21 protein-coding genes are annotated in these 21745 nt (G+C 71.2%); 11 read left to right on the top strand and 10 right to left on the bottom strand.

What is annotated here, in order from left to right; translation table 11 throughout:
* Positions 1-119 precede the first annotated feature (119 nt).
* Complete coding sequence (locus AQJ54_RS23705) at positions 120-473, top strand: ArsR/SmtB family transcription factor (protein ID WP_062026452.1); 354 nt, start codon at positions 120-122, stop codon at positions 471-473.
* On the opposite strand, the gene AQJ54_RS23700 is transcribed toward AQJ54_RS23705, so the two are convergent.
* Together AQJ54_RS23700 and AQJ54_RS23695 are read right to left on the bottom strand one after the other, a co-directional pair.
* Positions 393-1805 (bottom strand): nucleobase:cation symporter-2 family protein, encoded by a 1413-nt coding sequence (locus AQJ54_RS23700; RefSeq protein WP_248845423.1) that lies wholly within the window; start codon positions 1803-1805, stop codon positions 393-395. The genes AQJ54_RS23705 and AQJ54_RS23700 overlap by 81 nt on opposite strands.
* A gap of 45 nt (positions 1806-1850) precedes the next feature.
* Positions 1851-3215: an FAD-dependent oxidoreductase gene (locus tag AQJ54_RS23695; protein WP_062240772.1), complete on the bottom strand. Its 1365-nt coding sequence runs from the start codon at positions 3213-3215 to the stop codon at positions 1851-1853.
* Between the two features lie 189 nt (positions 3216-3404).
* Here AQJ54_RS23695 and AQJ54_RS23690 point away from each other — a divergent pair, with 189 nt between their 5' ends.
* On the top strand, positions 3405-3872 hold the full coding sequence (locus AQJ54_RS23690) for a DUF6214 family protein (protein ID WP_062240771.1): 468 nt from the start codon (positions 3405-3407) through the stop codon (positions 3870-3872).
* A gap of 58 nt (positions 3873-3930) precedes the next feature.
* Here AQJ54_RS23690 and AQJ54_RS23685 read toward each other — a convergent pair whose 3' ends face one another.
* Positions 3931-4599: a DUF305 domain-containing protein gene (locus AQJ54_RS23685; protein ID WP_062240769.1), complete on the bottom strand. Its 669-nt coding sequence runs from the start codon at positions 4597-4599 to the stop codon at positions 3931-3933.
* A gap of 95 nt (positions 4600-4694) precedes the next feature.
* Here AQJ54_RS23685 and AQJ54_RS23680 point away from each other — a divergent pair, with 95 nt between their 5' ends.
* On the top strand, positions 4695-6197 hold the full coding sequence (locus AQJ54_RS23680; RefSeq protein WP_062240767.1) for an LVIVD repeat-containing protein: 1503 nt from the start codon (positions 4695-4697) through the stop codon (positions 6195-6197).
* On the opposite strand, the gene AQJ54_RS23675 is transcribed toward AQJ54_RS23680, so the two are convergent.
* The 4 genes from AQJ54_RS23675 to AQJ54_RS23660 all read right to left on the bottom strand — a co-directional run bounded on the left by AQJ54_RS23675 (position 6185) and on the right by AQJ54_RS23660 (position 9290).
* A complete protein-coding gene (locus tag AQJ54_RS23675) occupies positions 6185-6859 on the bottom strand; it encodes a TetR/AcrR family transcriptional regulator (RefSeq protein ID WP_062240765.1) in 675 nt (224 codons plus the stop codon). The two genes, AQJ54_RS23680 and AQJ54_RS23675, sit on opposite strands and share 13 nt — an antisense overlap.
* Positions 6860-7074: 215 nt before the next feature.
* Positions 7075-7767 carry an HAD family hydrolase gene (locus AQJ54_RS23670; protein WP_062240763.1) on the bottom strand — a complete coding sequence of 231 codons (693 nt, stop codon included), beginning with the start codon at positions 7765-7767 and terminating at the stop codon, positions 7075-7077.
* A 52-nt stretch (positions 7768-7819) separates the two neighbouring features.
* Positions 7820-8539, bottom strand: a complete 720-nt coding sequence (locus AQJ54_RS23665) for a phosphatase PAP2 family protein (protein WP_062240760.1) — start codon at positions 8537-8539, stop codon at positions 7820-7822.
* A gap of 220 nt (positions 8540-8759) precedes the next feature.
* The gene (locus tag AQJ54_RS23660) at positions 8760-9290 is read right to left on the bottom strand and encodes a DUF5134 domain-containing protein (RefSeq protein ID WP_062241304.1); all 531 of its coding nucleotides are present in this window, start codon (positions 9288-9290) and stop codon (positions 8760-8762) included.
* Positions 9291-9456: 166 nt separating this feature from the next.
* Here AQJ54_RS23660 and AQJ54_RS23655 point away from each other — a divergent pair, with 166 nt between their 5' ends.
* The 3 genes from AQJ54_RS23655 (at position 9457) to AQJ54_RS23645 (ending at position 14480) form a co-directional block, all read left to right on the top strand.
* Entirely contained in the window at positions 9457-11160 is a 1704-nt protein-coding gene (locus AQJ54_RS23655; protein ID WP_062240758.1) for an FUSC family protein, read from the top strand.
* The gene (locus tag AQJ54_RS23650; protein ID WP_062026462.1) at positions 11157-11696 is read left to right on the top strand and encodes a MarR family winged helix-turn-helix transcriptional regulator; all 540 of its coding nucleotides are present in this window, start codon (positions 11157-11159) and stop codon (positions 11694-11696) included. Before AQJ54_RS23655 ends, AQJ54_RS23650 begins: the two co-directional genes overlap by 4 nt.
* Before the next feature lie 198 nt (positions 11697-11894).
* Positions 11895-14480: a carbohydrate-binding protein gene (locus tag AQJ54_RS23645; protein WP_062240756.1), complete on the top strand. Its 2586-nt coding sequence runs from the start codon at positions 11895-11897 to the stop codon at positions 14478-14480.
* Positions 14481-14543: 63 nt separating this feature from the next.
* Here AQJ54_RS23645 and AQJ54_RS23640 read toward each other — a convergent pair whose 3' ends face one another.
* Together AQJ54_RS23640 and AQJ54_RS23635 are read right to left on the bottom strand one after the other, a co-directional pair.
* On the bottom strand, positions 14544-15866 hold the full coding sequence (locus AQJ54_RS23640; RefSeq protein ID WP_062240754.1) for a diacylglycerol/lipid kinase family protein: 1323 nt from the start codon (positions 15864-15866) through the stop codon (positions 14544-14546).
* A 91-nt stretch (positions 15867-15957) separates the two neighbouring features.
* Positions 15958-16350, bottom strand: coding sequence for a VOC family protein (locus tag AQJ54_RS23635; protein ID WP_062240752.1), 393 nt, complete (start codon positions 16348-16350; stop codon positions 15958-15960).
* 71 nt (positions 16351-16421) lie between these two features.
* Between AQJ54_RS23635 and AQJ54_RS23630 the strand changes: the two genes are divergently transcribed.
* A complete protein-coding gene (locus tag AQJ54_RS23630; RefSeq protein ID WP_062026466.1) occupies positions 16422-16958 on the top strand; it encodes a GNAT family N-acetyltransferase in 537 nt (178 codons plus the stop codon).
* 15 nt (positions 16959-16973) lie between these two features.
* Here AQJ54_RS23630 and AQJ54_RS23625 read toward each other — a convergent pair whose 3' ends face one another.
* Positions 16974-17657 carry a glycerophosphodiester phosphodiesterase gene (locus tag AQJ54_RS23625; protein ID WP_062240750.1) on the bottom strand — a complete coding sequence of 228 codons (684 nt, stop codon included), beginning with the start codon at positions 17655-17657 and terminating at the stop codon, positions 16974-16976.
* A 270-nt stretch (positions 17658-17927) separates the two neighbouring features.
* On the opposite strand from AQJ54_RS23625, the gene AQJ54_RS23620 reads away from it, so the two are divergent.
* The 4 genes from AQJ54_RS23620 to AQJ54_RS23605 are packed head-to-tail and all read left to right on the top strand — an operon-like array spanning position 17928 to position 21734.
* Complete coding sequence (locus tag AQJ54_RS23620) at positions 17928-19325, top strand: DUF6421 family protein (protein WP_062026468.1); 1398 nt, start codon at positions 17928-17930, stop codon at positions 19323-19325.
* Positions 19326-19360: 35 nt separating this feature from the next.
* Entirely contained in the window at positions 19361-20110 is a 750-nt protein-coding gene (locus tag AQJ54_RS23615) for an SDR family oxidoreductase (protein WP_062026469.1), read from the top strand.
* On the top strand, positions 20107-21180 hold the full coding sequence (locus tag AQJ54_RS23610) for a threonine aldolase family protein (protein WP_062240748.1): 1074 nt from the start codon (positions 20107-20109) through the stop codon (positions 21178-21180). Before AQJ54_RS23615 ends, AQJ54_RS23610 begins: the two co-directional genes overlap by 4 nt.
* Positions 21181-21218: 38 nt before the next feature.
* Positions 21219-21734 (top strand): GNAT family N-acetyltransferase, encoded by a 516-nt coding sequence (locus AQJ54_RS23605; protein WP_062240746.1) that lies wholly within the window; start codon positions 21219-21221, stop codon positions 21732-21734.
* Positions 21735-21745: the final 11 nt, after the last annotated feature.

Genomic DNA, 21745 nt, shown 5'->3' with positions numbered 1-21745 from the left:
CGACTCGTACGATAGGCATCGTAGTACGCCGGATGTCAAACTACGAGAGTTCTCGTACTATGGGTTCGCCCGCAGCTTTCCCCGAAGGATTCCCGCAGGACCGGAAGAAGTGAGCCGCCGTGACCTCCCCCGCTGTCAGCAGCCGCGATCTTCCGCACCCCGAGCGCGACGAGATCCGCCTGGAGGGCGTCCTGCACGCGCTCTCCGACCCGATGCGTCTGCGGATCGTGCGGGAGCTCGCCGCCGCCGGCGCCGAGCTCTCCTGTTCGCACTTCGACCTGCCCGTCACCAAGTCGACGACCACCCATCACTTCCGGGTGCTGCGCGAGAGCGGCGTGATCCGCCAGGTCTACCAGGGCACGGCCAAGATGAACGGCCTGCGCGCGGACGACCTAGACGATCTCTTCCCGGGGCTTCTCGACGCCCTCCTCGACGCCGCCGCCCGCCAGGCCGTCCGGATCGGGAGCGGCTGAACCGGACCGCGCGGGAAGGTGGTTGAACAGCAGGTTCAGCACGATCGCCGTCAGACAGCCCGCGCTGATCCCGCTGTTCATCACCGTCTGGAACCAGTCGGGGAACTTCCCGTAGATCGTCGGCACCCCGACCGGCAGCACCCCCATAGCGACCGAGACGGCCACCACCGTCAGGTTGTTGTTGCCCCTGAAGTCCACCTGGGCGAGGGTCCTCAGGCCGCTCGCCGCCACCGTCCCGAACATCACCAGGCCCGCGCCTCCGAGCACGGGTGCCGGAATCGCCGCGACCACCGCGCCCAGCTTGGGCAGCAGTCCCAGCAGCACCAGGATGCCGCCGGCCGTGGCGACGACCCAGCGGCTGCGCACCCGGGTCATGCCGACGAGGCCGACGTTCTGGGCGTACGCCGTGTACGGGAAGGTGTTGAAGACGCCACCGAGCACGGTGGAGAGGCCGTCCGCGCGCAGACCGTCCGCGAGGGAGCGCGGCTGCACCTTGCGGTCCGTCATCTCGCCGACCGCGATCAGGTCGCCGGTCGTCTCGGTCATCGTCACCAGCGCCACCACCAGCATCGACACGATCGCCGAGAACTCGAAGGTGGGCGCACCGAAGTGGAACGGAGTGCTGATGCCGACCCAGTCGGCGTCCCCGACCCCGTCGAAGTCCGTGAACCCGAAGGGCACGGCCACCACGAGACCCACCACGATGCCGATCAGTACGGCGATCCGGCTCAGGAAGGCCGGGGCGAACCGCTGCACACCCAGCACCACCGCCAGCACGAACACGGCCAGCGCGATGTTCTTCGGTGCGCCGAAGTCCGCGGAGCCGGCGCCACCGGCCACCCAGTTGCCCGCGACCGGCAGCAGCGAGATCCCGATGATCAGGATCACGGTGCCGGTGACCAGGGGCGGGAAGAAGCGGAGCAGCCTGCCGAAGACCGGTGCGAGCAGCATGATCGCCAGTCCGGCGACGATCACCGAGCCGTAGATCGCGGGCAGTCCGCCGCCGGTCGTACCGATCAGCACCATCGGTGACACGGCCGCGAAGGTGCAGCCCTGCATGATGGGGAGCCGTACGCCGAAGCGCCAGAAGCCGACGCACTGGATGAGTGTGGCGATGCCGCACACCAGGAGGTCGGCCGTGATGAGGTACGCGAGGTCGGCGGGCGACAGCTTCATCGCACTGCCGACGATCAGGGGGACGGCGACCGCGCCGGCGTACATCGCGAGCACGTGCTGGAGGCCGAAGGCGGCGAGCTGCCGGACCGGGGGGACTTCGTCGACGGGGTGCTTGGTCATGACGGGGTGCGGAGGCATGGCGGGGTGCTGGGTCATGGGGGGACCGTAAGCTCCTTGCACAGTTTGTTGATTTCGGGCGTGTTATCCATGAGTTGCCGGGTGCTCCGAGGGGATCCCCTGGGCGGCATGCAGCAGGGACTGCCAGTCGGGCAGCTTCACCACGCCCCGGCCCAGGGACGCGCCCAGCTCCGCCTCCGCGCGTTCTATCGCGCACCAACCCGCCCATTCCACCGGCACGACTCCGTCCGCTCGCAGCGCGTCGAGCGGGTCTCCGGGCAGTTCGCGCTCTACGAGGGCGGGGGCGTCCTCGAGCAGGGAGGCCACCGTCTCCTTGGCGTCCGGGCGGTTGGTGCCGATCACTCCGGTCGGGCCGCGCTTGATCCAGCCGGCCACGTACTCGCCCCGCATGACGAAGCAGCCGCGCACGACACGGCCGTCGACGTGGGGCACCGTGCCGCACTGCTCGTCGAACGGCAGTCCCTCCACCGGCAGGCCCCGGTAGCCCACCGACCGCAGCACCAACTGCGCCTCGATCTCCTCGAACTCACCGGTCCCGCGCACGCCCCCGCTGCCGTCCGGCGTGGTCCGTTCGAAGCGGACCGCGCCCACCCGGCCGCCGTCGGCGAGGAGTTCGACCGGGCGGAGGAAGAAGCGCAACGAGATCGTGCGGGGTGCCGGCCGCGGGGCGGCCCCAGCCCAGCCCCGCAGCACCTCCACGTTCCGGCGCTGCGGCGCGGGCAGGGAAGCGGGATCCGGATACGCCGGGTCCCGTGCCAACTCGTCCTCCCGCACCGCCACTTCGACGCCAGGCAGCGAGCCCAGCTCACGCAGCTCCTTCGTGGTGAAGCGGGCCTGGGAGGGGCCGCGCCGGCCCACCATGTGGACGTCGGCCACCCTGCTCGCCGCCAGGGCGGTCAGCGCGGACTGCGGGATGTCGGTGGCGCTGAGCTCCGTCGCCCCGCGCGCCAGCATCCGGGTCACGTCGACCGCCACGTTGCCCACGCCGATCACCACCGCCGAGCGGGCGCCGGCGACGAAACCGTCGGCCGTGGAGTCTGGATGCGCGCTGTACCAGGACACGAACTCCGTCGCCGACCAGCTGCCCGGCAGGTCCTCGCCCGGGATGCCCAGACGGCGGTCGGTGGCGGCGCCCACGCAGTGGACCACCGCGTGGTACAGCTCGCGCAGCCGCGCGGCGGGCACTCCGCCCGGACCGATCCCGACTCCGCCGAGGAACCGCACCCGGTCGTGCTCCAGGACGGTGCGCAGGGTGTTCTGGAGCGACTTGATCTTCTCGTGGTCCGGTGCCACGCCGTAGCGCACCAGGCCGTAGGGGCAGGGCAGCCGGTCCAGGACGTCCACGAGCACGTCGGGGTCCTGCTGGACGAGACTCTGGGCGGTGTAGCAGCCGCTGGGCCCGGAGCCGATGACGGCGACACGCAGCACGGCTGAACTCCTTACGAGAGGAGTCGCTGACACCCCCAGGATCGCACCGCCGGAGCTGCTCTGACAGGGTGCCGGAGGGACCTCGGCGTGCGTGTCCGTTCGTATGGAATGTGATCATGCGGTTACGTTGCGTGTGTGCTAGAAGCATCCTTTCTTAATCTTTCTGATCGTTGTCCGACGGACGGCAGCGTGTCCGTGTGGCCCGCGTGGGAAGTGCGGGAGGACGGGGGCGCGACGGCGTGGTTCCACGTCCGGCTGGCCTTCGCCGACGGCGCCAGGGTGGACACGCTCGCGGTCGTGACCGAGAACGGTGTGTCCCTGGAGGACGTCCGGGCGCAGCCCGCGCTGTCGCTCGACGACCTGGGGGTGCTCGCCGACTGGATCGAAGGGCCGCTGTTCGAGGCGTGCGGCAGGGAGCCCGGGGCGGAGGCCACCGATGGAGAGGCGGCCGGGCCGCGCCGCGCCCGCCCGGCCTGGCCCCGCGGGATCGAGGGGCGCTGGCTGATCGCGCAGGAGTACCGGGCCGCCCAGGAGGACGGCGTCGACCCGGTCCTCGCGGTGATGTGCGCGACCGGGCACAGTCGCCGCAAGTCGCTCCGGCTCATCTCGCAGGCGCGCGACGCAGGCTTCCTGACGCCGCGTCACGCCCGGCGCTGAGCGGCTTCGTCGGGCAGTCCCGGGCGGCCCCGTCGGGCGGTCTCGTCGGGCGCGGGGCTCAGAGCATGTCCCGCATCCGGTTGATCTCGCTCGTCTGCTGGGCCACCACGTCGTCCGCCATCTCCTCGATCCGGATGTTGTTGCCCTGCCCCTTCACCTCCGTCGCCATGGTGATCGCCCCCTGGTGGTGAGTGATCATCAGCGTGAGGAAGAGCTCGTCGAACGCCTTCCCCTTCGCCGCGCGCAGGTTCTTCAGCTGTGATGCGCTCGCCATGCCGGGCATCGCGGCGTGCAGGTGCCCGTCGCTCTTCTCGGACTTGCCGTGCTGCTTCAGCCAGGCCCTCATCGCCTCGATCTCCGGCCCCTGGGCGGCCTGGATCCGCTCGGCGAGGGCCTTGAGCTGCGCCGACTCGGCCCGCTGCGGGACCAGTTCGGTCATGTCCAGGGCCTGGGCGTGGTGCGTGATCATCATCCGGGCGTACGAGACGTCCGCCGAGTTGGGGGTGTCGTCGTCGGCGCGCTGTTCCTCCGCGTCCTGCGCGGAGAGCGTGCGGTTCGCCTCACCCGGCTTGCCCGGCACCAGCACCGAAGGCCCGGTCGCCGAGGCCGACTTGGGGTCCGCGTCGGAGTCGCAGCCCGCGAGGGCCAGGGCTGCGACGGCTGCCAGGACGGCCGTCACGAACGGCACACGGCCGAAAAGCACAGTACTCACCCATGGTCCTCTCATTACAGGTTCGTTGCCCTCTGTTGATCTGTGCATGGTGCAGACGATACTGCGGTGACGCGTGAACCGTTCCACATGAACGGCACAGGGAGGAAACAGTGATCCTGTTGAATGAGTCCCGAACCCGGCACAGACGTCTGGGAGTTGCCGCGGCCGCCGCGGGCCTCCTGGCCGCTCTGCTGACCGCCGGTCCGGCCGTCGCGACCCCCGACCCCGGGGACGGGCCGGCCGCGAGCAAGGGGGTGTCCAGGAGCGCCGAGGCCGAGGTGCGCGCGGCGATAGCCGACGGCGAGATCCCCGGCCAGGACGAGATCGTCCACTCCGCCAACATCGAACACCTCGTCAACGTCCCCAAGGACGCACTGCCCGGCACCAATTCGGACCTGGCCTTCCAGGGCCGGTACGCGTTCGCCGGCAACTACGACGGCTTCCGCATCTTCGACATCAGCAACCCGAAGGCGCCGAAGACGATCGCCCAGGTGCTGTGCCCCGGCTCCCAGAACGACATCTCCGTCTCGGGGAACCTGTTGTTCCTCTCCACCGACTCCTCGCGCAGCGACAGCAGTTGCAACAGCACCACCCAGCCGGTGACGGAGAAGTCCTCCTGGGAGGGCATGAAGGTCTTCGACATCAGCGACAAGCGCAACCCGAAGTACGTCGCCGCCGTGGAGACCGCCTGCGGCTCGCACACCCACACGCTGGTGCCGGAGCGCAGGGACGTCTACCTCTACGTCTCCTCGTACTCCCCGAACGCCGCCTACCCCGACTGCCAGCCCCCGCACGACGGCATCTCGGTCATCAAGGTGCCGCGCAACGCCCCCGAGCAGGCGGCGGTCGTGAACTTCCCGGTGCTCTTCCCGGGTGAGGGCCCCGACGGCGGCGGCAACCCCGGCGCACCCACCAACCCCGGCGTCTCCAAGACGACCGGCTGCCACGACATCACCGTGCTCCCGGACAAGGACCTCGCGGCGGGTGCCTGCATGGGTGACGGCATCCTGTTCTCCATCAAGGACCCGGAGCACCCGAAGGTCATCGACCGGGTGCAGGACAACGTGAACTTCGCGTTCTGGCACTCGGCGACCTTCAACCAGAAGGCGAACAAGGTCGTCTTCACCGACGAGTTGGGCGGCGGCGGTGCGGCCACCTGCAACGCGGCGATCGGCCCGAACCGCGGCGCCGACGGCATCTACGACATCGTCGGCAAGGGCGACAAGCGCAAGCTCGTCTTCCGCAGCTACTACAAGATCCCCCGCCACCAGGCCGACACCGAGAACTGCGTCGCCCACAACGGCTCGCTGATCCCGGTCAAGGGCAAGGACCTCATGGTCCAGGCGTGGTACCAGGGTGGCGTGTCCGTCTGGGACTTCACCGACTCGTCGAAGCCGCGGGAGATCGCCTACTTCGAGCGCGGTCCGCTCAGCACGACCACCATGCAGACCGGCGGGGCCTGGTCGGCGTACTACTACAACGGCTACATCTACTCCAACGACATCGTCAAAGGCTTCGACGTCCTGAAGCTCAGCGACAAGCGGACGGATCCGGCCAGGAAGGTGCGGCTCGGGGAGCTCAACGTCCAGACGCAGCCGGACTACTTCGACTGATCCCCGGGCTCCGGGCCCGTATCGAAGTACCGCGACAGATCCGCGTCACACGTCCCGCCGGGCATCTCGGTGCCCGGCGGGACGCCCTGCTCCCAGTCGAGCCGGTACCGCGTGAACAGCTCGGCGCGCAGGGTCGCGAGAGGCATCGGGACGTTGGGGACGACCATGGCGTAGACCGCGCCCATGAGCTGGGAGCGCAGCATCGGATAGTCGGTCTCGACCGTCTGGGAGCCGTGCCGCTCCATGGTGTCGCGCAGCAGTTCGGCCAGGCGCTGCTGCTCCGGGCACTCCACGAAGCCGTCGGTGTCGAGCAGGCCGGCCATGTGCTGACGCATCAGCACGGTCCGGTCCCGGGCCAGGCCCAGGACGGCGTCGATGGCCCGAGCCATCCGCTCCCGGCCGTCCTCGGTCCGCGGCTCGCGTTCCAGGGCCTCCTCCAGCGTGCGGTGCATGAGCCGGTGCACGGCGGACTGCACCAGCCGGCGCTTGCCGGGGAAGTAGTACGACACCAGACCGCGCGCCGAACCCGCCCGGTCCGCGATGTCGCCGAGGGTCGTGGCCTCGTAGCCGCGCTCGGAGACCAGCTCGATGGCCGCCCGCAGGAGCCGCTCCCGGGAACGGCGGCGCAACTCTTCATTGACCGAGGCGCTGCGCGGGGACATGCTTAACTCCTGCGTTGACTGGCTATCAGCCAACTATACTCAGCGCATCGGGGCAGGCCCGCGAAAGGCCTGTTCCGGCTGCCGCCTGCTCTGGGCGACGCGGGGGATCGTCCAGGGCGGGCGAGCTTATGCCCCATTAGTGGCCTCAGGCGACCTTCCTGGCGGGGTGACCGCCCCGTTTTCGGTCGTCGATTTCCGGGCGCCAACCCGGTCTCTCAGCCCACCAGATCCAGGACCGGCCGCAGCCCGTCAGGGCGGCCCGCCACCGGCAGATGGTCCACGAAGTGCACCCCGCAGCCCAGGGCCGCCGCACCGCCGTCCGCCCGCCGGTCGTCGCCGACCATCAGCACGTCCCCCGGCTCGACGCCGAGCGCCGCGCAGGCCGTCTTGAAGAGCCTGACGTCCGGCTTCTGGACGCCGTGCTCGTACGACAGCACATACGCGTCGACGTACGGATCGAGGCCGTGCGCCCGGAAGACGGGCCGCAGGTCCCAGCCGATGTTGCTGACCACACCCACCCCGATCCCGCGCTCGCGCAGCGTCCGCAGCACCTCGGCGGCGTCGGGGTACGGCTGCCAGGCGGCGGGGGACATGTGCCGTTCGTACAGGGCGTCGTGCAGGGCCGGGTCCGGCAGCGGGACCAGCCGCGAGAGGCCGGTGTAGGCCGCCCGGTGCAGCTCGGCGCTCTCGTCCCGCACCCCCCACACGGCGGCGACCTCGTCAGGCATCGGTATCCCGGGCGCCGCCCCGCCGGGCAGCGCCCCCGCGCTCTCCAGCGCCTGCGCGGCACGCGTCAACTCGGCCTCGCCGAGGGTGAGTCCCGCCTCGTCGAGGACGGCCTGCAACCAGGACTCGGTGGACTCGATCCGGAAGAGGGTGCCCGAGAAGTCGAAGAGGACGGCAGTCATGCGGCGATCTTAGGCGTACGTGCTCAGTCGTCGTGCGGGCCCGCCCCCGGCTTCAGTCGTCGTGCGGGCCCGCCTCCGGCTTCAGTTGTCCCTCGGGCCCGCCCGGCCCCCATCGCCGGTGGACCAGGATGGCCAGCGCCACCAGGGTCGCGCCCAGGACCCATCCGCCCAGAACGTCCGAGGGCCAGTGGACGCCCAGCCAGATGCGTGTGAGGCCCACGCCCGCGACGGAGAGCACGGCGACTGCCAGGGCCGTGCCCCACAGTGCGCCGCCGACGCCCTCATGATGCAGGAGCCACAGCAGCAGGCCGCAGACGACCGTGGCCGTCAGGGCATGTCCCGAGGGGTAGGCGGCGAAGTGCGCGGTGTCGACGGGGTCCGGCCAGACGGGGCGTTCGCGGCCGACCGCGGCCTTCAGGGCCTGCTGGACCAGGGTGCCCACCGCACAGGCGGCCACCAGCCATACGGCCGTCCAGCGGGCGTTGCGCCGCCACACCAGCCAGATCGCCGCGACCGCGGCCAGGATGCGCATCGTCCAGGGGTCCCAGACCCAGTCGGAGAGGATCCGGAAGACATGCGTGAGCCCCGGTTCGTCCACCGCCCAGCGGTGGGTGGTGTCGGCGATGTCGCCGTCGGCGGTGAGCAGCGGGCTCCACCCGGCGACGACCAGCACGAGCAGCAGCGCCGAGCACAGGGCGAGGACACCGGTGGCGCGAGCCGTGGTCCGGTGCTCCGGCGGTCGGGGCGGGGAGGCGACGGACGGGGTGTGCATAGCAACGATCCTCGCCGACCGGTGCGCCTTGAGGCGAATCCCCGGGGTCAGGGCGACTGCGAGCGGCCGTGCCGAGGACGACCGAGTGGCCGTGCCGAGGATGAACGGGCGGCCGTGCCGAGGATGAACGGGCGGCCGCGACGAAGGTGAACGGGTGGCCGTGCCGAAAGAGACGACCGGGCGATCACGCCGCAAGCGGCAGGCTCGGCGCGCCCCCGTCTCACATCGTCAGCAGCATGGCCACCATCCCGATGCCCATCGACAGCCGGCACGCCCGCGCGAGTTCGGGCCGGTCGGCCCAGCCGACGGCTCCGACGCCGGCGGTCACGGGTATCAGACGGACGCCGGACAGCAGGACGTATCCGGTGAAGTAGAGGAGCAGCAGGCCCGTCACGAGGGGCACTCCCGCGCCGCCGTGGTGTCCGGTCGAGGACGCCATCGCCACCGCCATGTAGACCATGGCCCCGGCCCCCACCAGGTGGTGCAGATGGTGGGCGCTCGTGCGGGCCGCCCACAGCGCGCGCAGCGCGGCGGCCCCGAACACGGCCGTGTAGAGCGGCCAGGCCCACGACGGCGGCGTGAACACCGCGGTCGGTACGGCCATCGCGGCCATGCCGAAACCCATCAGCGCCTCGCCGCCCGCGGCCCGGCGCTGCTCCTCGACGCCGCTGCGCATCCGCAGCAGGCAGTACGCCCCGGTCGCCGCGCAGAGTGCCACCAGCAGCCAGCCGGGCGAAGCCGGTCCGTGCACGTCCACCTCCCCCGTCGACGGTCGGTCAAGGAATGCCCGGGCCGTGCGGCGCGCAATCGAGCGCAAGGGTGTACGCGGGGAGCGTGCGACGGAGCACGACAGGTCGAAGCAGGTGACGCCAGACGTCAGATCGTTTACTGGTAAAACACCTGTTAAGGTTGTGTCCATGAACGCTCGACTCCCGCTGACCGGTGTGCTGCGCCTGGGCAGGCCCTCGGACATCTGGTTCAAGCCCGCCCTCAGCGTGGTCGTCGCGGTCGCCCCGCCCAACCTGACCCTGCTGGCCCTCGGCCGGCTCGATCTGGCGATGTACACCATGGCCGGTTCCCTGTGCGCCCTGTACGCCCACAGCCGGCCCTACGCCGCCCGGGCCCGCGTCCTGGCCTGGGTGCTGCTCGGCATGGTCACCGGCCTCGGCGTCGCTCTGGTCGCCGCCTCCCTCACCGGCAGCGCGGTCGTCCTCGTCACCGTGGGCGCCCTGCTGGCCGCCGTGCAGAAGGCCCTGTGCGACGCGACCCGGATCGGCCCGCCGGGCCACGTGATCCTGACCTTCATCAGCTCCGCCGCCCTGTTCGCCCCGCAGACCCTCGCCCAGGTCCCCGGCCACCTCGCCCTGGCCCTCGCGGCGGGCGCCTGGGCCTGGCTGGTCTGCATGGCACCCGGCCTGCTGCGCCCGCACGGCCCGGAGCGACGGGCCACCGCCCACGCCCTGCTCGCCGCCGCGGCGTACGTGGAGAGCCGAAACGCCCATGCCGGCCTCGCCGAGGCGAGCCGAAGCGCTCAGGCCGGCCGGACCGAGGCGAGCCGAAACGCCCACGCCGGCCGGACCGAGGAGAGCCGAAGCGCCCACTCCGACCTGACTCCCGAGAGCCGGACCGCCCACACCGCCGTCCAGTCCGCCTGGCACACCCTTCTCTCGCGCGGAGCCCGCTCAGAGACCCGGCGCGCCCTCGAACGCCTCGTCGTCCGCGCCGAGATCGCCCTCGCCGCCCCCGCCGACACGGACCCGGCCCGACTGCGCGCCTGGGCCCGCGCACTGCGCGGCAACGGACCGGTGCCCAAGGCGCCGTACGACGACGAACTCCTCGGCGTGGACGTCGAACTGGCCCTCACCGCCCACCCCTGGTGGCGCGCCCTCGGACCCCTTGCCCCGATCGCCGTACGTACCGCCCTCGGCTGTGCCCTGGCCGGATACGCCTCCCTCGCGCTCGGTGTCGGCCGCCCCTACTGGGCACTGGTCACCGCGGCCTCCCTCTACCAGGCCAACATCACCCTCACCTGGAGCCGGGGCGTCCAGCGGGTCGTCGGCAACCTCGTCGGGGTGCTGGTGTTCGCCGCCGTGGTCCCGCTCGCGCACCTCGGGGCGGCGGCGCTCGTGCTGTGCTGCCTCGCGTTCAACTTCGGCGCCGAGGCGCTCATCGCCCGCAACTACTGGCTGGGCAGCATCTGTGTGACCCCGATGGCACTGCTCATCACCGAGTTCGCCGGATACCAGGAGCCGGGCCGGCTGATCACCGAGCGGCTCGTGGACACCCTCGTCGGTGCCGTGGTGGGGTTCCTCGCCGCCGTCGCCGTCACCAACCGGCGGGCCGGCGACCGGGTCGAGCGGGCACTGGCCGCCGTGGAAGGGGCGCGGGAGCGCACCGCACGGCTCCTCGCGGACCCTCGCCCGGCACCCGGCGCGCTGGATCACGCCCGGCGTGTCCTCGCCGCCGCCCTGGTGGACCTGCGTGCCGGAGTCGAGGCCGCCTCCGGCGAATGGTGGCAGCGGGCCCTGCCCCAGGAGAGGGTCGTGCACGCCGAGCGGAACGGACACCGTACGCTCGCCGCGACGGTCCGGCACCACAGAGCGGAGGGCGCAGACGCATGACGGCAGCGAACGGACGAGCGGCGGACGCGGCGAGGAACGACACCGTCGCCGCCGTCGTCCGGCAGTGGCAGACCGTCCACCCGGGCCTCGACACCGGCCCCATGGAGATCATCGGCCGGGTCAACCGCTGCGCCGCCCTCCTCCAGCAGGCCGAGGACGCACCGCTGCGCCGGGCCGGGCTCAGCCGCCCCGAGTTCGACCTGCTCGGCGCCCTGCGCCGCACCGGCCACGAACTCACCCCCGGCGACCTGGCCCGCGAGACCTTCTCCTCCGGTGCCGCCGTCACCAAACGCCTCAAGCAGCTGACCGAGCGAGGGTTGGTGGAGCGCCGGGGCGACACCCGCGACCGCCGGGTCGCCCACGTCCGGCTCACCGACGCCGGGCGCGAGCTGGTCGACGGGATCCTCCCCGAGCAACTGGCCTACGAGACGGCCGTGCTGTCCGTCCTCGCCCCCGAGGCGCGGGACGAGCTCGCCACCCGGCTCGGCGAACTGCTCGCCCGACTGGAGGGCAGCCTCGGCGTGCTGCGGGCCTGATTGGAGGGCAGTCCCCGAGTGCTGCGGGCCTGACTGGAGGACAGCCCCCGGAGCGCTGCGGGTCTGCCCCCGACCTGCGGTTTCGGAAGTTCTTGAACCTGTCGCCTGTTGACGCGGCGCATCCCCGCTTCCTACGTTCGTCCAGGTCGGTGCGGATCATCGACCGTCGTGCGGAATCTCGAACGAAGGAGGGTTGCCGTGACAGCCGAAGTCCCCACCCCCGACCGGCTCACCATCGACCTCGGCACCGAGACCGGCCCCTTCCACGGCGGAGCGAGCGGCACGCTCTACGGCCTCTACGGCGACGGAGTGCCCAGCCGCGTGGTGGTCGAGGGCATGTACCCGCGCACGGTGACCACCAAGGCCCAGGACGGCGTCCAGCATCCCGGCGGTGACGCCCTGGAGATCCTGCCGCCCTTCGTGGCGGCCGGCGGCAAGGACGTCTACGTCTATCTGCCCGACTTCTACCGCGGTTTCCCCTACGAGTGGCCCGGCGCCACCGGCGAGGAGCGGCTCGCCGGACACCTGGACGTGATCCGCCGCCAGGTCGAACACGTCCTCACCCTGGGGGAGTTGAGGTCGCACGTCGTGTACGTGCCGTTCAACGAGCCCGAGGGCAACATGTTCGGCGAGGGGGAGTGGAGCTACGACGGGGTCTCCTGGCGGATCCGGCCCGACCACTACTTCGGCGCCTGGGAGGCCGCCTACCGTCTCATCAAGGACCTCGACCCGGGCGCGCGCATCGCCGGACCCAACACCTGCGTCCTGTACCCCGAGGTCAGGGACTTCCTGGAGTTCGCGAAGTCCCGGGACGTGCTCCCCGACATCGTCACCTGGCACGAACTGTCCTCGCCCGCCGAGGTCCGCACGAACACAGCCAAGTACCGCGCGCTGGAGCGTGAGTTGGGCATCGGCCCGCTGCCCGTCAACATCAACGAGTACGCCCACAACTACCACGTCTCGGTGCCCGGCCAGATGATCCAGTGGATCGCCGCGATCGAGGAGTCGAAGGTCGACGCCGACCTCGCCTACTGGAACATCGCCGGCAATCTCAACGACTCGGCGGTGGAGGCGAACAAGGCCAACGGCCAGTGGTGGCTGTACAACGCCTACGGACAGCTGACCGGCAACACCGTCCGGGTCGTCGCCCCGCACCCCAACGTGCAGTACACCCTCCAGGGCGTCGCCACCCTCGACCGTGGGAAGCGGCAGGCCCGGGCGCTGTTCGGCGGAGCCGGGGGCGCCGCCGACCTCGTCTTCGAGCACGTGGACGAGGAGGTCTTCGGCTCCGTGGTCCACGTCCGGCTCGTGGAGATCCCCTGGACGGGCCAAGTGGGCGCCTCCGAACAGCCGTTGCGGCTGCGGGACGAGGAACTGCCGGTCGTCGAGGGCATGGTGACGGTCGGTCTGACCGGCCTCGACGCCATGTCGGCCTGCCAGGTGATCCTGTCGCCCGGCGGCAACGGGGCCAAGTCCCTGCCGCCTGCGGTGCGTTGGCGGGGGACGTACGAAGCCGAGGACGCGACCTACACGGGCGGCGGCTACACGAAGAACGGGCCCGAGGGCTCCCCGTCCGCCGTCGACCGGTTCGCCACTTCCGGCGGCTACCACGTGGGCGGCCTGCGCACCGGTTCCGACGGGGTGCTCGCCTTCGATGTCGAGGTCCCGCAGGACGGCACGTACGAGCTGCTGGTGTTCGCCAACTCGCACAATCTGGCGGACCTCGTGCGCGAACAGGGCCCCACCAACGTCTTCCTGCGCGTCGACGGCGAGGACCCGCGCGAACTGCGGCTGCCGCTCGGCTACAAGTGGGCGGTGTGGGGGCACACCGACACCCGGGTGCGGCTGACCGCGGGCCGGCACCGGATCACCCTCGCCGCCCAGGACCCCGAGCTCGGTGTCACCCAGGGCGACGCGGTCGTCGACAAGCTGGACCTCGTCCTGCGGGGCGAGGACGAAACCGCCCTGTACGACGCCGAGTTCGCGGATCTCGGCGGGGGCGCCCGGGTCAGCCACGCCCATCGAGGTGCCTCGGGACCCGGAGTCGCCGTGCTCCCGCGCGGCGGCACCGTCACCTTCTGGGCACACGCGGCCGACGACGGCGAAGCCTCCGTGACCCTCGACGTACTCGGGCCCGGGGAAGGGGTGTTGAGCGTCAACGGCGAGGAGATCGGACGCGTCGAGCGCGGTGCCGTACCGCTCTTCCTGGCCGGCGGCGTCAACAAGATCACCGTCACCGGCGCCTCGGACCGCCTGATCGTGGACCGGCTGCGGATCGCCCCCTCGCGCGGCCTGCTGCCCACGAGCGTGTACGCCGCCGAGGAGGGCGTCCTGACCGGGACCGCGAGGGTGGTCGGACACTCCTGCGCCCACGGCGGCAAGGCGGTCGAGGGAGTCGGCGCCGGGCCGGCCAACGCGCTCTCCCTGACGGTCACCGCGGACCGCGCCGGCCGCCACGCGCTGACCGTGCGCTACTCCAACGGCGAGCAGCCGCCCTCCACCCACTACAACCCGGACCCGGTCTGCCGCCACGCCGACATCTCCGTCAACGGCGGCCCCGCGCACCGGGTCCTGTTCCCCACGACCTTCCACTTCAACAACTTCTGGACGCTCGCCGTGCCCGTCACCCTGCGCCCGGGCCCCAACACCGTCACCTTCACCTCCGACCGGCTCCCCGACCTGGTCGGCGGCACCGAGGACACCTACGGCCGGCGCTCCGCGTACGCCCCCGTCATCGACCAGGTGACGGTGACACCGCTGGCCCAGGGGGAGGGGCCTGCCTGACCGGGGCTGAACCCCTACGGCTCAGGCTCGCCCGGCCGTCGCCGCAGGCTCAATTCCCGCGGCTCAACCCCGCCCGGCCGTCGCCGCGAGCTTCCGCAACCGCCGCCAGTTCAGGCGGGGTTGTTCCACCGGCACCCCGGGGCGTTTCCGCGGTACGCGGACGCGCAGTGCCCCCGGGGCGATACGGCAGTGGACCGGGGTGGGCAGGACCAGCGCCTCGCCGTCGACGCCGACCTCGATCTCCGTCCGGTCGGCGTCGACGACCGCCTCCCGCGCGGACAGCACCACGAGCCCCTGCGGATCGGGAGCGAGCAGCAGTGCCGCGGCCTCGGCCGCGCTGTCCACCTTGACGCCGAGCACGCCGAGTCGCCCGGAGTCGAGCCGTCGACGCCGGCCGAGACCTGCCGGATCGCCGGTGCGGTAGGCGTTGTTGCTCACCAGTACCGCCTGTGGTCCGTCCAGGGTGGTGTCGCCGACCCGCGCGGTCAGGTGCGGGCCCCGCTGGCGGGTGAGCAGGTCGGGCAGGAGCTCCAGAGTGGTGCCGATCTTGTCGTCGCGGTAGGCGGGGCTCTGCACGACCGCCGCGTACGCGCCGAAGGAGGCGTTGTTGACGAACGGATGGTCCCCGGCGAAACCCAGGTCCACGTGCAGTTCGACCCCGTCGGTGAGCGCGTCCAGGCAGGTCGAGGGGTCGGTGCGGTCGAGGCCGAGGTCCATGGCGAAGTGGTTGCGGGTTCCGGCGGAGATGACGAGGAAGGGCAGGTCGTGTTCCGCGGCGACGGCGGCGACCAGTGCCTGGGTGCCGTCACCGCCCGCGACGCCGAGCAGGTCGGCGCCCTCCGCCACGGCCGCCCGTGCCAGCGCGGTCACGTCCTGGTGCTCCTCCGGGTCGAGCAGCACGACCCGCGCCCCCAGCCCTTCGGCCTTCTCCTTCAGCGCGAACCGCTCGACCTTTCCGCCACCGGAACGGGGGTTCATGATCAGGAACGGCCGCTCCACCGGCCGCGCCCGGTGCTCCTTCGTCCGCCGCGGGAGGCGGCCGGTGCTGCGCAGCGCGTACCGTCCGCTCGACACGGCCACGGTCCACAGCGCCAGGGACAGCAGGAGCACCCGGCCCAGCGTCACCGCGAACAGCACCACGAGGAGGGTGGGCGTGACGACCGTGACCACGGCCGACAGCCAGCGCTCCGGGCCGCGCCGGGTCAGCGTCCACCACAGCGCCGCCGCTGTGACGGCCGCGCCCGCGAGGCCGGCCGCGAGCAGCAGCACTCCGCCGAGTCCGCCGTAGGCGAGCGGCAGCAGCACGGCGAGCGCCGCCGCTGCCAGCGACACCCGGGCGGCCCAGCGCTGTCTGTCCCAGGCCGCGCCGGTCAGGTCCACGCTCATCCACTCCTCCACTGCTCGACGCCCTCGGGGCGACGGCGGTCGGCGGAGCATATCCAGGTCGGAGGAACGAACGGTGTCGCGCGGGATGCGGTCAGATTCCGGGCCGGTACCGGATCGGATGGTCCGCCGGCACCTCCACCAGCACGATCGGTGTCCCGTCCGGGTCCGCCACCCACATCTCGACCAGCCCCCACGTCTCCTTCACCGGCGGCCGGACGATCTCGACGCCCTTCGCGAGCAGCTCCTGGTGCGCCGCGGTCACGTCCGGGACCTGGAGCCAGAGCCGGACGTCCGCGGCGGGCGGTGCCTCGGAGCGTCCCGACAGCTCCAGGAAGCCGCCGCCGAGGAAGTAGACGGTGCCCCGCTCCGGGCCCGTCCCGAACTCGCGGTACACGGCGAGGCCCAGCTGGTCGCCGTAGAAGACGCGGGAACGCTCCGGATCGGTGGGCCGCAGCAGGACGCGGCCGCTCAGTACGTGCACCATGCGGGCGAGCCTATCGGGGGCGTTACGCTCGGCCGTGCCCGAGTCGTGCCGCTGAAGTGGAGATGCGCCCCATGGAGACCACCGCCGGACTCACCTTCCGTGATGCCACGGACGCCGATGTGGACACCCTCGTCGCGCTGGTCGAGTCGGCCTACCGCGGGGACGACAGCCGGGCCGGGTGGACCACCGAGGCGGACATCCTCGAAGGGCAGCGCACCGACCCGGAGGGCGTGCTCGCGGTCATCAAGTCGCCCGACAGCCGGCTGCTGACCGTGGAGCGGGACGGCCGGGTGGTCGCCTGCTGCCAGCTCGAACACCGCGGCGACTACGCCTACTTCGGGATGTTCGCGGTCAGCCCGACGCTCCAGGGCGGCGGCCTCGGCAAGGTGGTCATCGCTCAGGCGGAGCGGCTGGCCGTCGAGACCTGGGGCGTCACCGAGATGCACATGACGGTGATCTCCGTGCGGGAGGAGCTCATCGCCTGGTACGAGCGGCGCGGCTACCGCCGTACGGGACGGATGACGCCCTTCCCGTACGGCGACGAGCGCTTCGGCATCCCGCAGCGCGAGGACCTCCGGTTCGAGCTGCTGGTCAAGCCGTTGGTGTGACGTTCCTGCCGTGGGTCAGGCGGTGAAGCGGCCGGTGCGCTTGATCTCGGGGTAGTCGGTCGTGGCGCCGTCCAGCTCCAGGGCGCGCACCAGGCGCAGGTGGTCCTGCGTGTTCACCACCCAGCCGATGATCTTCAGGTCCGCCTTGCGGGCCGCCCCCACGACCTCCAGGGTCAGCCGGCGGATGTTGAGGCAGACCGTCCCGGCGCCGGCCTCCACGGCGCGCTCCACGATGTCGGGGCCGAACCGGCTGCCGATCAGCGCGGTCCGTACGCCGGGCACCAGCCGCCCGATCTCGGCGATCGCCTCGTCGTGGAACGAGGACACCTCGACCCGGGAGACCAGGTCCCGCCGGAGCATGACCTCGGCCAGGGCCCGGGCCGCCGCGATGTCCTTGATCTCGGCCTGGAGCGGCGAGCGGACGGTGTCCAGCACCTCCTCGAACACCGGCACCTGTTCCCCGCGCCCGGCGTCCAGGGCGCGCAGCTCGGTGAGGGTCTTCTCGGCGATCGGGCCGGTTCCGTCGGTCGTGCGGTCCACGTGGGTGTCGTGCATGACGACGAGGGCGCCGTCCTTGCTCAGGTGCAGATCGAGTTCGATGACGTCGAGGCCGGCCTGCTGGGCGGCGACGAAGGAACGGAGGGTGTTCTCGGGTTCGGTACCCATGACTCCGCGATGACCGATGGTAAGGAAGTTCAAGGTTCAACTCGCTTCCGTCGACGGCGGCTCGGTGCAGGGCCGCAGCCTAACGGCTACGCCGTGTGATGGACCCGTGCGTACACGAGGGATCGCGGCGGAACGGGGAAGCCGTTAACTCGTACCCGCAATCGCGGTGTTCATGGCACTCGACAGGAAAAAGTTCGGTGACCATTGCGTTGCGCAGGATAACTTCCCGTGGTCGCTCTTGCTGGAAGGAAGGCCGTATGTATACGGTCTCCATACGCGAGGTTCTCCCGTGGAGGATGGGACATGACGGAAATTCTTGTGCAGGCGACGACGGGGGACCAGGTTCCTCCCATGGCCAGGGTGGTGGAGCACCCGGCATGGCCTGTGCTCAAGGATGCCGTGGAGCGGATCCGGCCATGGCAGTCCAAGGACGGGTCGATCGACTTCGAGGCCGAGGGCGCCCCCACGCGCTCCGACGCCGAGGCCGCCGTTCGGCGTGTCGTCGAGGCCGTGGAAGAACTGTCCCCGCTGCTCCCGCACGACGCCGACTACCACGCGGCCCTCGTGAAGGACCTCAGGCGCTGGGCCGAGGGCGGCTTCGCGGTGCCCGACTTCCTGGACTCCCTGCTGGCCTTCCAGCCCGCCGCGAACCGCGCGGACGGTCTCCAGCACCTGGTCGTCTTCGCGATGTACACGCAGAACGGCAACCCCGACCGCAACCTCGAGGCGGTCGTGCTGCGCATGGTCTGGCCCGACTGGCTGGCCGAGCTGGAGCGCACCCGCTACGACAACCCGCTGTTCTGCGGCATCAAGTTCGAGGACTTCACCGCCGGGTACGACACCAACTCCGCCGTCCTCTTCCCGGAGACGATCGCCGTGCGCGAGGCGCCGGAACGATTCTCCTGGGGTGGCATCTTCTGCGACCGCGAGGCCGCCCGCTTCCGCCGCGTCACCGACGCCGCGGTCGGCATCCTCGGTCTGGAGCTGCCCGAGGACATCGCCGCGATGGTCCACGACCAGAAGCGCTGCGAGGAGGCCTTCGTGCTGTGGGACATGGTCCACGACCGCACCCACAGCCACGGCGACCTGCCCTTCGACCCGTTCATGATCAAGCAGCGCCAGCCGTTCTGGATGTACGGCCTCGAAGAGCTGCGCTGCGACCTCACCGCCTTCAAGGAGGCCGTGAAGCTCCAGGAGGACGGCGTCCCGCAGGCCCGTGACGTGCAGTACGCGGTCCTGTTCGACCGCATGTTCCGCTTCCCGGTCACCGGCGAGCGGGTACGCAACTACGACGGGCTCGGCGGCCAGCTCCTCTTCGCCTACCTGCACAAGCACGACGTCGTCCGCTGGACCGACAACAAGCTGTTCATCGACTGGCAGCGCGCCCCGCAGGTCACCAACCAGCTGTGCGCCGAGATCGAGGACCTGTACCGGGCCGGCATCGACCGCCCGAAGCTGGTCCACTGGTTCGCCGCCTACGACCTGGTCTCCCAGTACCTCGCCCCGCACCCCGGATCCAGGTGGGCCAAGGGCCCGGACGCCCTCGACCTGTCCCAGCCGCCCCGGAAACTCGTCGATGACGTGCTTCCGGACGAGTTTCCGCTGAGCATGTTCTATGAGGCCCTCTCCAAGAAGCTCAAGAACGTGATCGCCTCCACCCGGGGCATCACGGCGGAGAGTGCCGAGCGGGTCGCCGCGTGAGCGACCGCACCACAACTGCTCAGGAGGCGAAGCGCATGGTGGGGAACGGAGCTCTCAGCGGTGCGGTGATCGCGGTGGCCGGAGCGGGCGGTCCCGCCGGCCGGGCGGCACTGCTGCGCCTGGCCGAGGCGGGCGCGACCGTCGTCGGTGCCGACAACGACCCCGAGCGGCTCGCGGAGGCCGTGGACGCGGCACGCTACGCGTCCGGCGGCGCCACCGTCACCGGGGAACCCGTCGACCTGCTCGACCTCGACTCCACCCGCGACTGGGCCACGCACATCGAGAAGGACTTCGGCCGCGTCGACGGCCTGGTCCACCTCGTCGGCGGCTGGCGCGGCAGCGAGACCTTCATCAAGTCCAGCCTCGACGACTGGGACTTCCTGGAACTGCTGCTGATCCGCACCGTGCAGCACACCTCGCTGGCCTTCTACGAGGGCCTCCAGCGCAGCGAGCGCGGCCGTTACGTCCTGATCAGCGCGGCCGGCGCGACCAAGCCGACCGCCGGCAACGCCTCGTACGCCGCCGCCAAGGCCGCCGCCGAGGCCTGGACCCTCGCCCTCGCCGACGCCTTCCGCAAGGCCGGGGGCGCCGACGGGCCGACGTCCGCGGCTGCGATCCTGGTGGTGAAGGCGTTGGTGCACGAGGCCATGCGTGCCGAGCGGCCCAACGCGAAGTTCGCGGGCTTCACCGACGTCGAGGAACTGGCCGAGGCCATCGCCGGTGTCTGGGAGAAGCCCGCCGCCGAAGTGAACGGAAAACGTCTGTGGCTGACCGAGAAGCCGTGAACCCGACCGCCTTCACCCAGGCGCGCCGCCGTCACGACCCGCAGGTCCGCGGATTCGCCAGCGACAACTACGCCGGGGCCCACCCGGAGGTGCTCGCCGCCCTGGCCCTCGCCAACGGCGGGCACCAGGTCGCGTACGGCGAGGACGACTACACCGAGCACCTCCAGAGCATCGTCCGCAGTCACTTCGGTGCCACGGCGGAGGCCTTCCCGGTCTTCAACGGCACCGGCGCCAACGTCGTCGCGCTCCAGGCGGTCACCGACCGCTGGGGCGCGGTGATCTGCGCCGAGAGCGCGCACATCAACGTCGACGAGGGCGGCGCCCCCGAGCGGATGGGCGGCCTGAAGCTGCTCACCGTGCCGACGCCGGACGGCAAGCTCACCCCCGAGCTGATCGACCGGCAGGCGTACGGCTGGGAGGACGAGCACCGTGCGATGCCGCAGGTCGTCTCGATCACCCAGTCCACGGAGCTCGGCACCCTCTACACCCCGGACGAGATCCGAGCGATCTGCGACCACGCGCACGCGCACGGCATGAAGGTCCACCTGGACGGCTCCCGCATAGCCAACGCGGCCGCCTCCCTGGACGTGCCGATGCGGACGTTCACCAACGCGGTCGGCGTGGACATCCTCTCGCTGGGCGGCACCAAGAACGGTGCGCTGTTCGGCGAGGCGGTCGTGGTGATCAACCAGGACGCCGTCTCCCACATGAAGCACCTGCGCAAGCTGTCGATGCAGCTCGCGTCCAAGATGCGGTTCGTGTCGGTGCAGTTGGAGGCCCTGCTCGCCAGGGACCTGTGGCTGCGCAACGCCCGTCATGCCAACGAGATGGCCCAGCGCCTCGCCGAGGGCGTGCGCGCGGTCCACGGCGTGGAGATCCTCTACCCGGTGCAGGCCAACGGCGTCTTCGCCCGGCTCCCGCACGACGTGAGCGAGCGCCTCCAGAAGCGCTTCCGCTTCTACTTCTGGGACGAGGCCGCGGGCGACGTCCGCTGGATGTGCGCCTTCGACACGACGGAGGACGACGTGGACGCCTTCCTGGCGGCGCTCAAGGAGGAGATGGCCCGGTAGGGCCGTGAGCCGGGGCGCTCCTGTGCTTGCATGACGGCGTGAACACGGAGCGCCGGGTCCGGCCGAGGACCGATGACGACGTCGAGGCCTGCGTACGGGTGCTGGAGGAGGTCCACCGCGGCGACGGCTACCCGGTGAACTGGCCTGCCCGGCCCGGCGACTGGCTGTCGCAGCCGGCCGGGCTCGGGGCCTGGGTCGCCGAACTCGACGGCCGGGTGGTCGGCCATGTCGGTCTCTCCCGCAGCGCCGAGGGCGACATGGCCCCCGGGCTGTGGAGCGAGCGGCACGGCACGAGCCGGGAACTGGCCGCGGTCGTGGGGCGGTTGTTCGTCGCACCGTGCGCCCGAGGGCACGGGATCGGCGCGCTGCTGATGGCCCGGGTGACGGAGGAGGCGCGGCACCGCGGACTGCACCCGGTGCTCGACGTCGTCGCGTCCGACGCCGCCGCGGCGGCCCTGTACGAACGGCTGGGCTGGACGCGGCTGGCCACGGTCGAGCAGCGCTGGAGTGCCTCCCAGGCAGTGACCGTGCACTGCTATGCGGCGCCTGCATAAATATACTAAGT

The organism is Streptomyces griseorubiginosus (assembly GCF_001514195.1).
GTDB classification, from domain to species: domain Bacteria; phylum Actinomycetota; class Actinomycetes; order Streptomycetales; family Streptomycetaceae; genus Streptomyces; species Streptomyces griseorubiginosus.
Note: the sequence above shows the minus strand (reverse complement) of the source record. Positions and strands in the feature narration are given on the sequence as shown.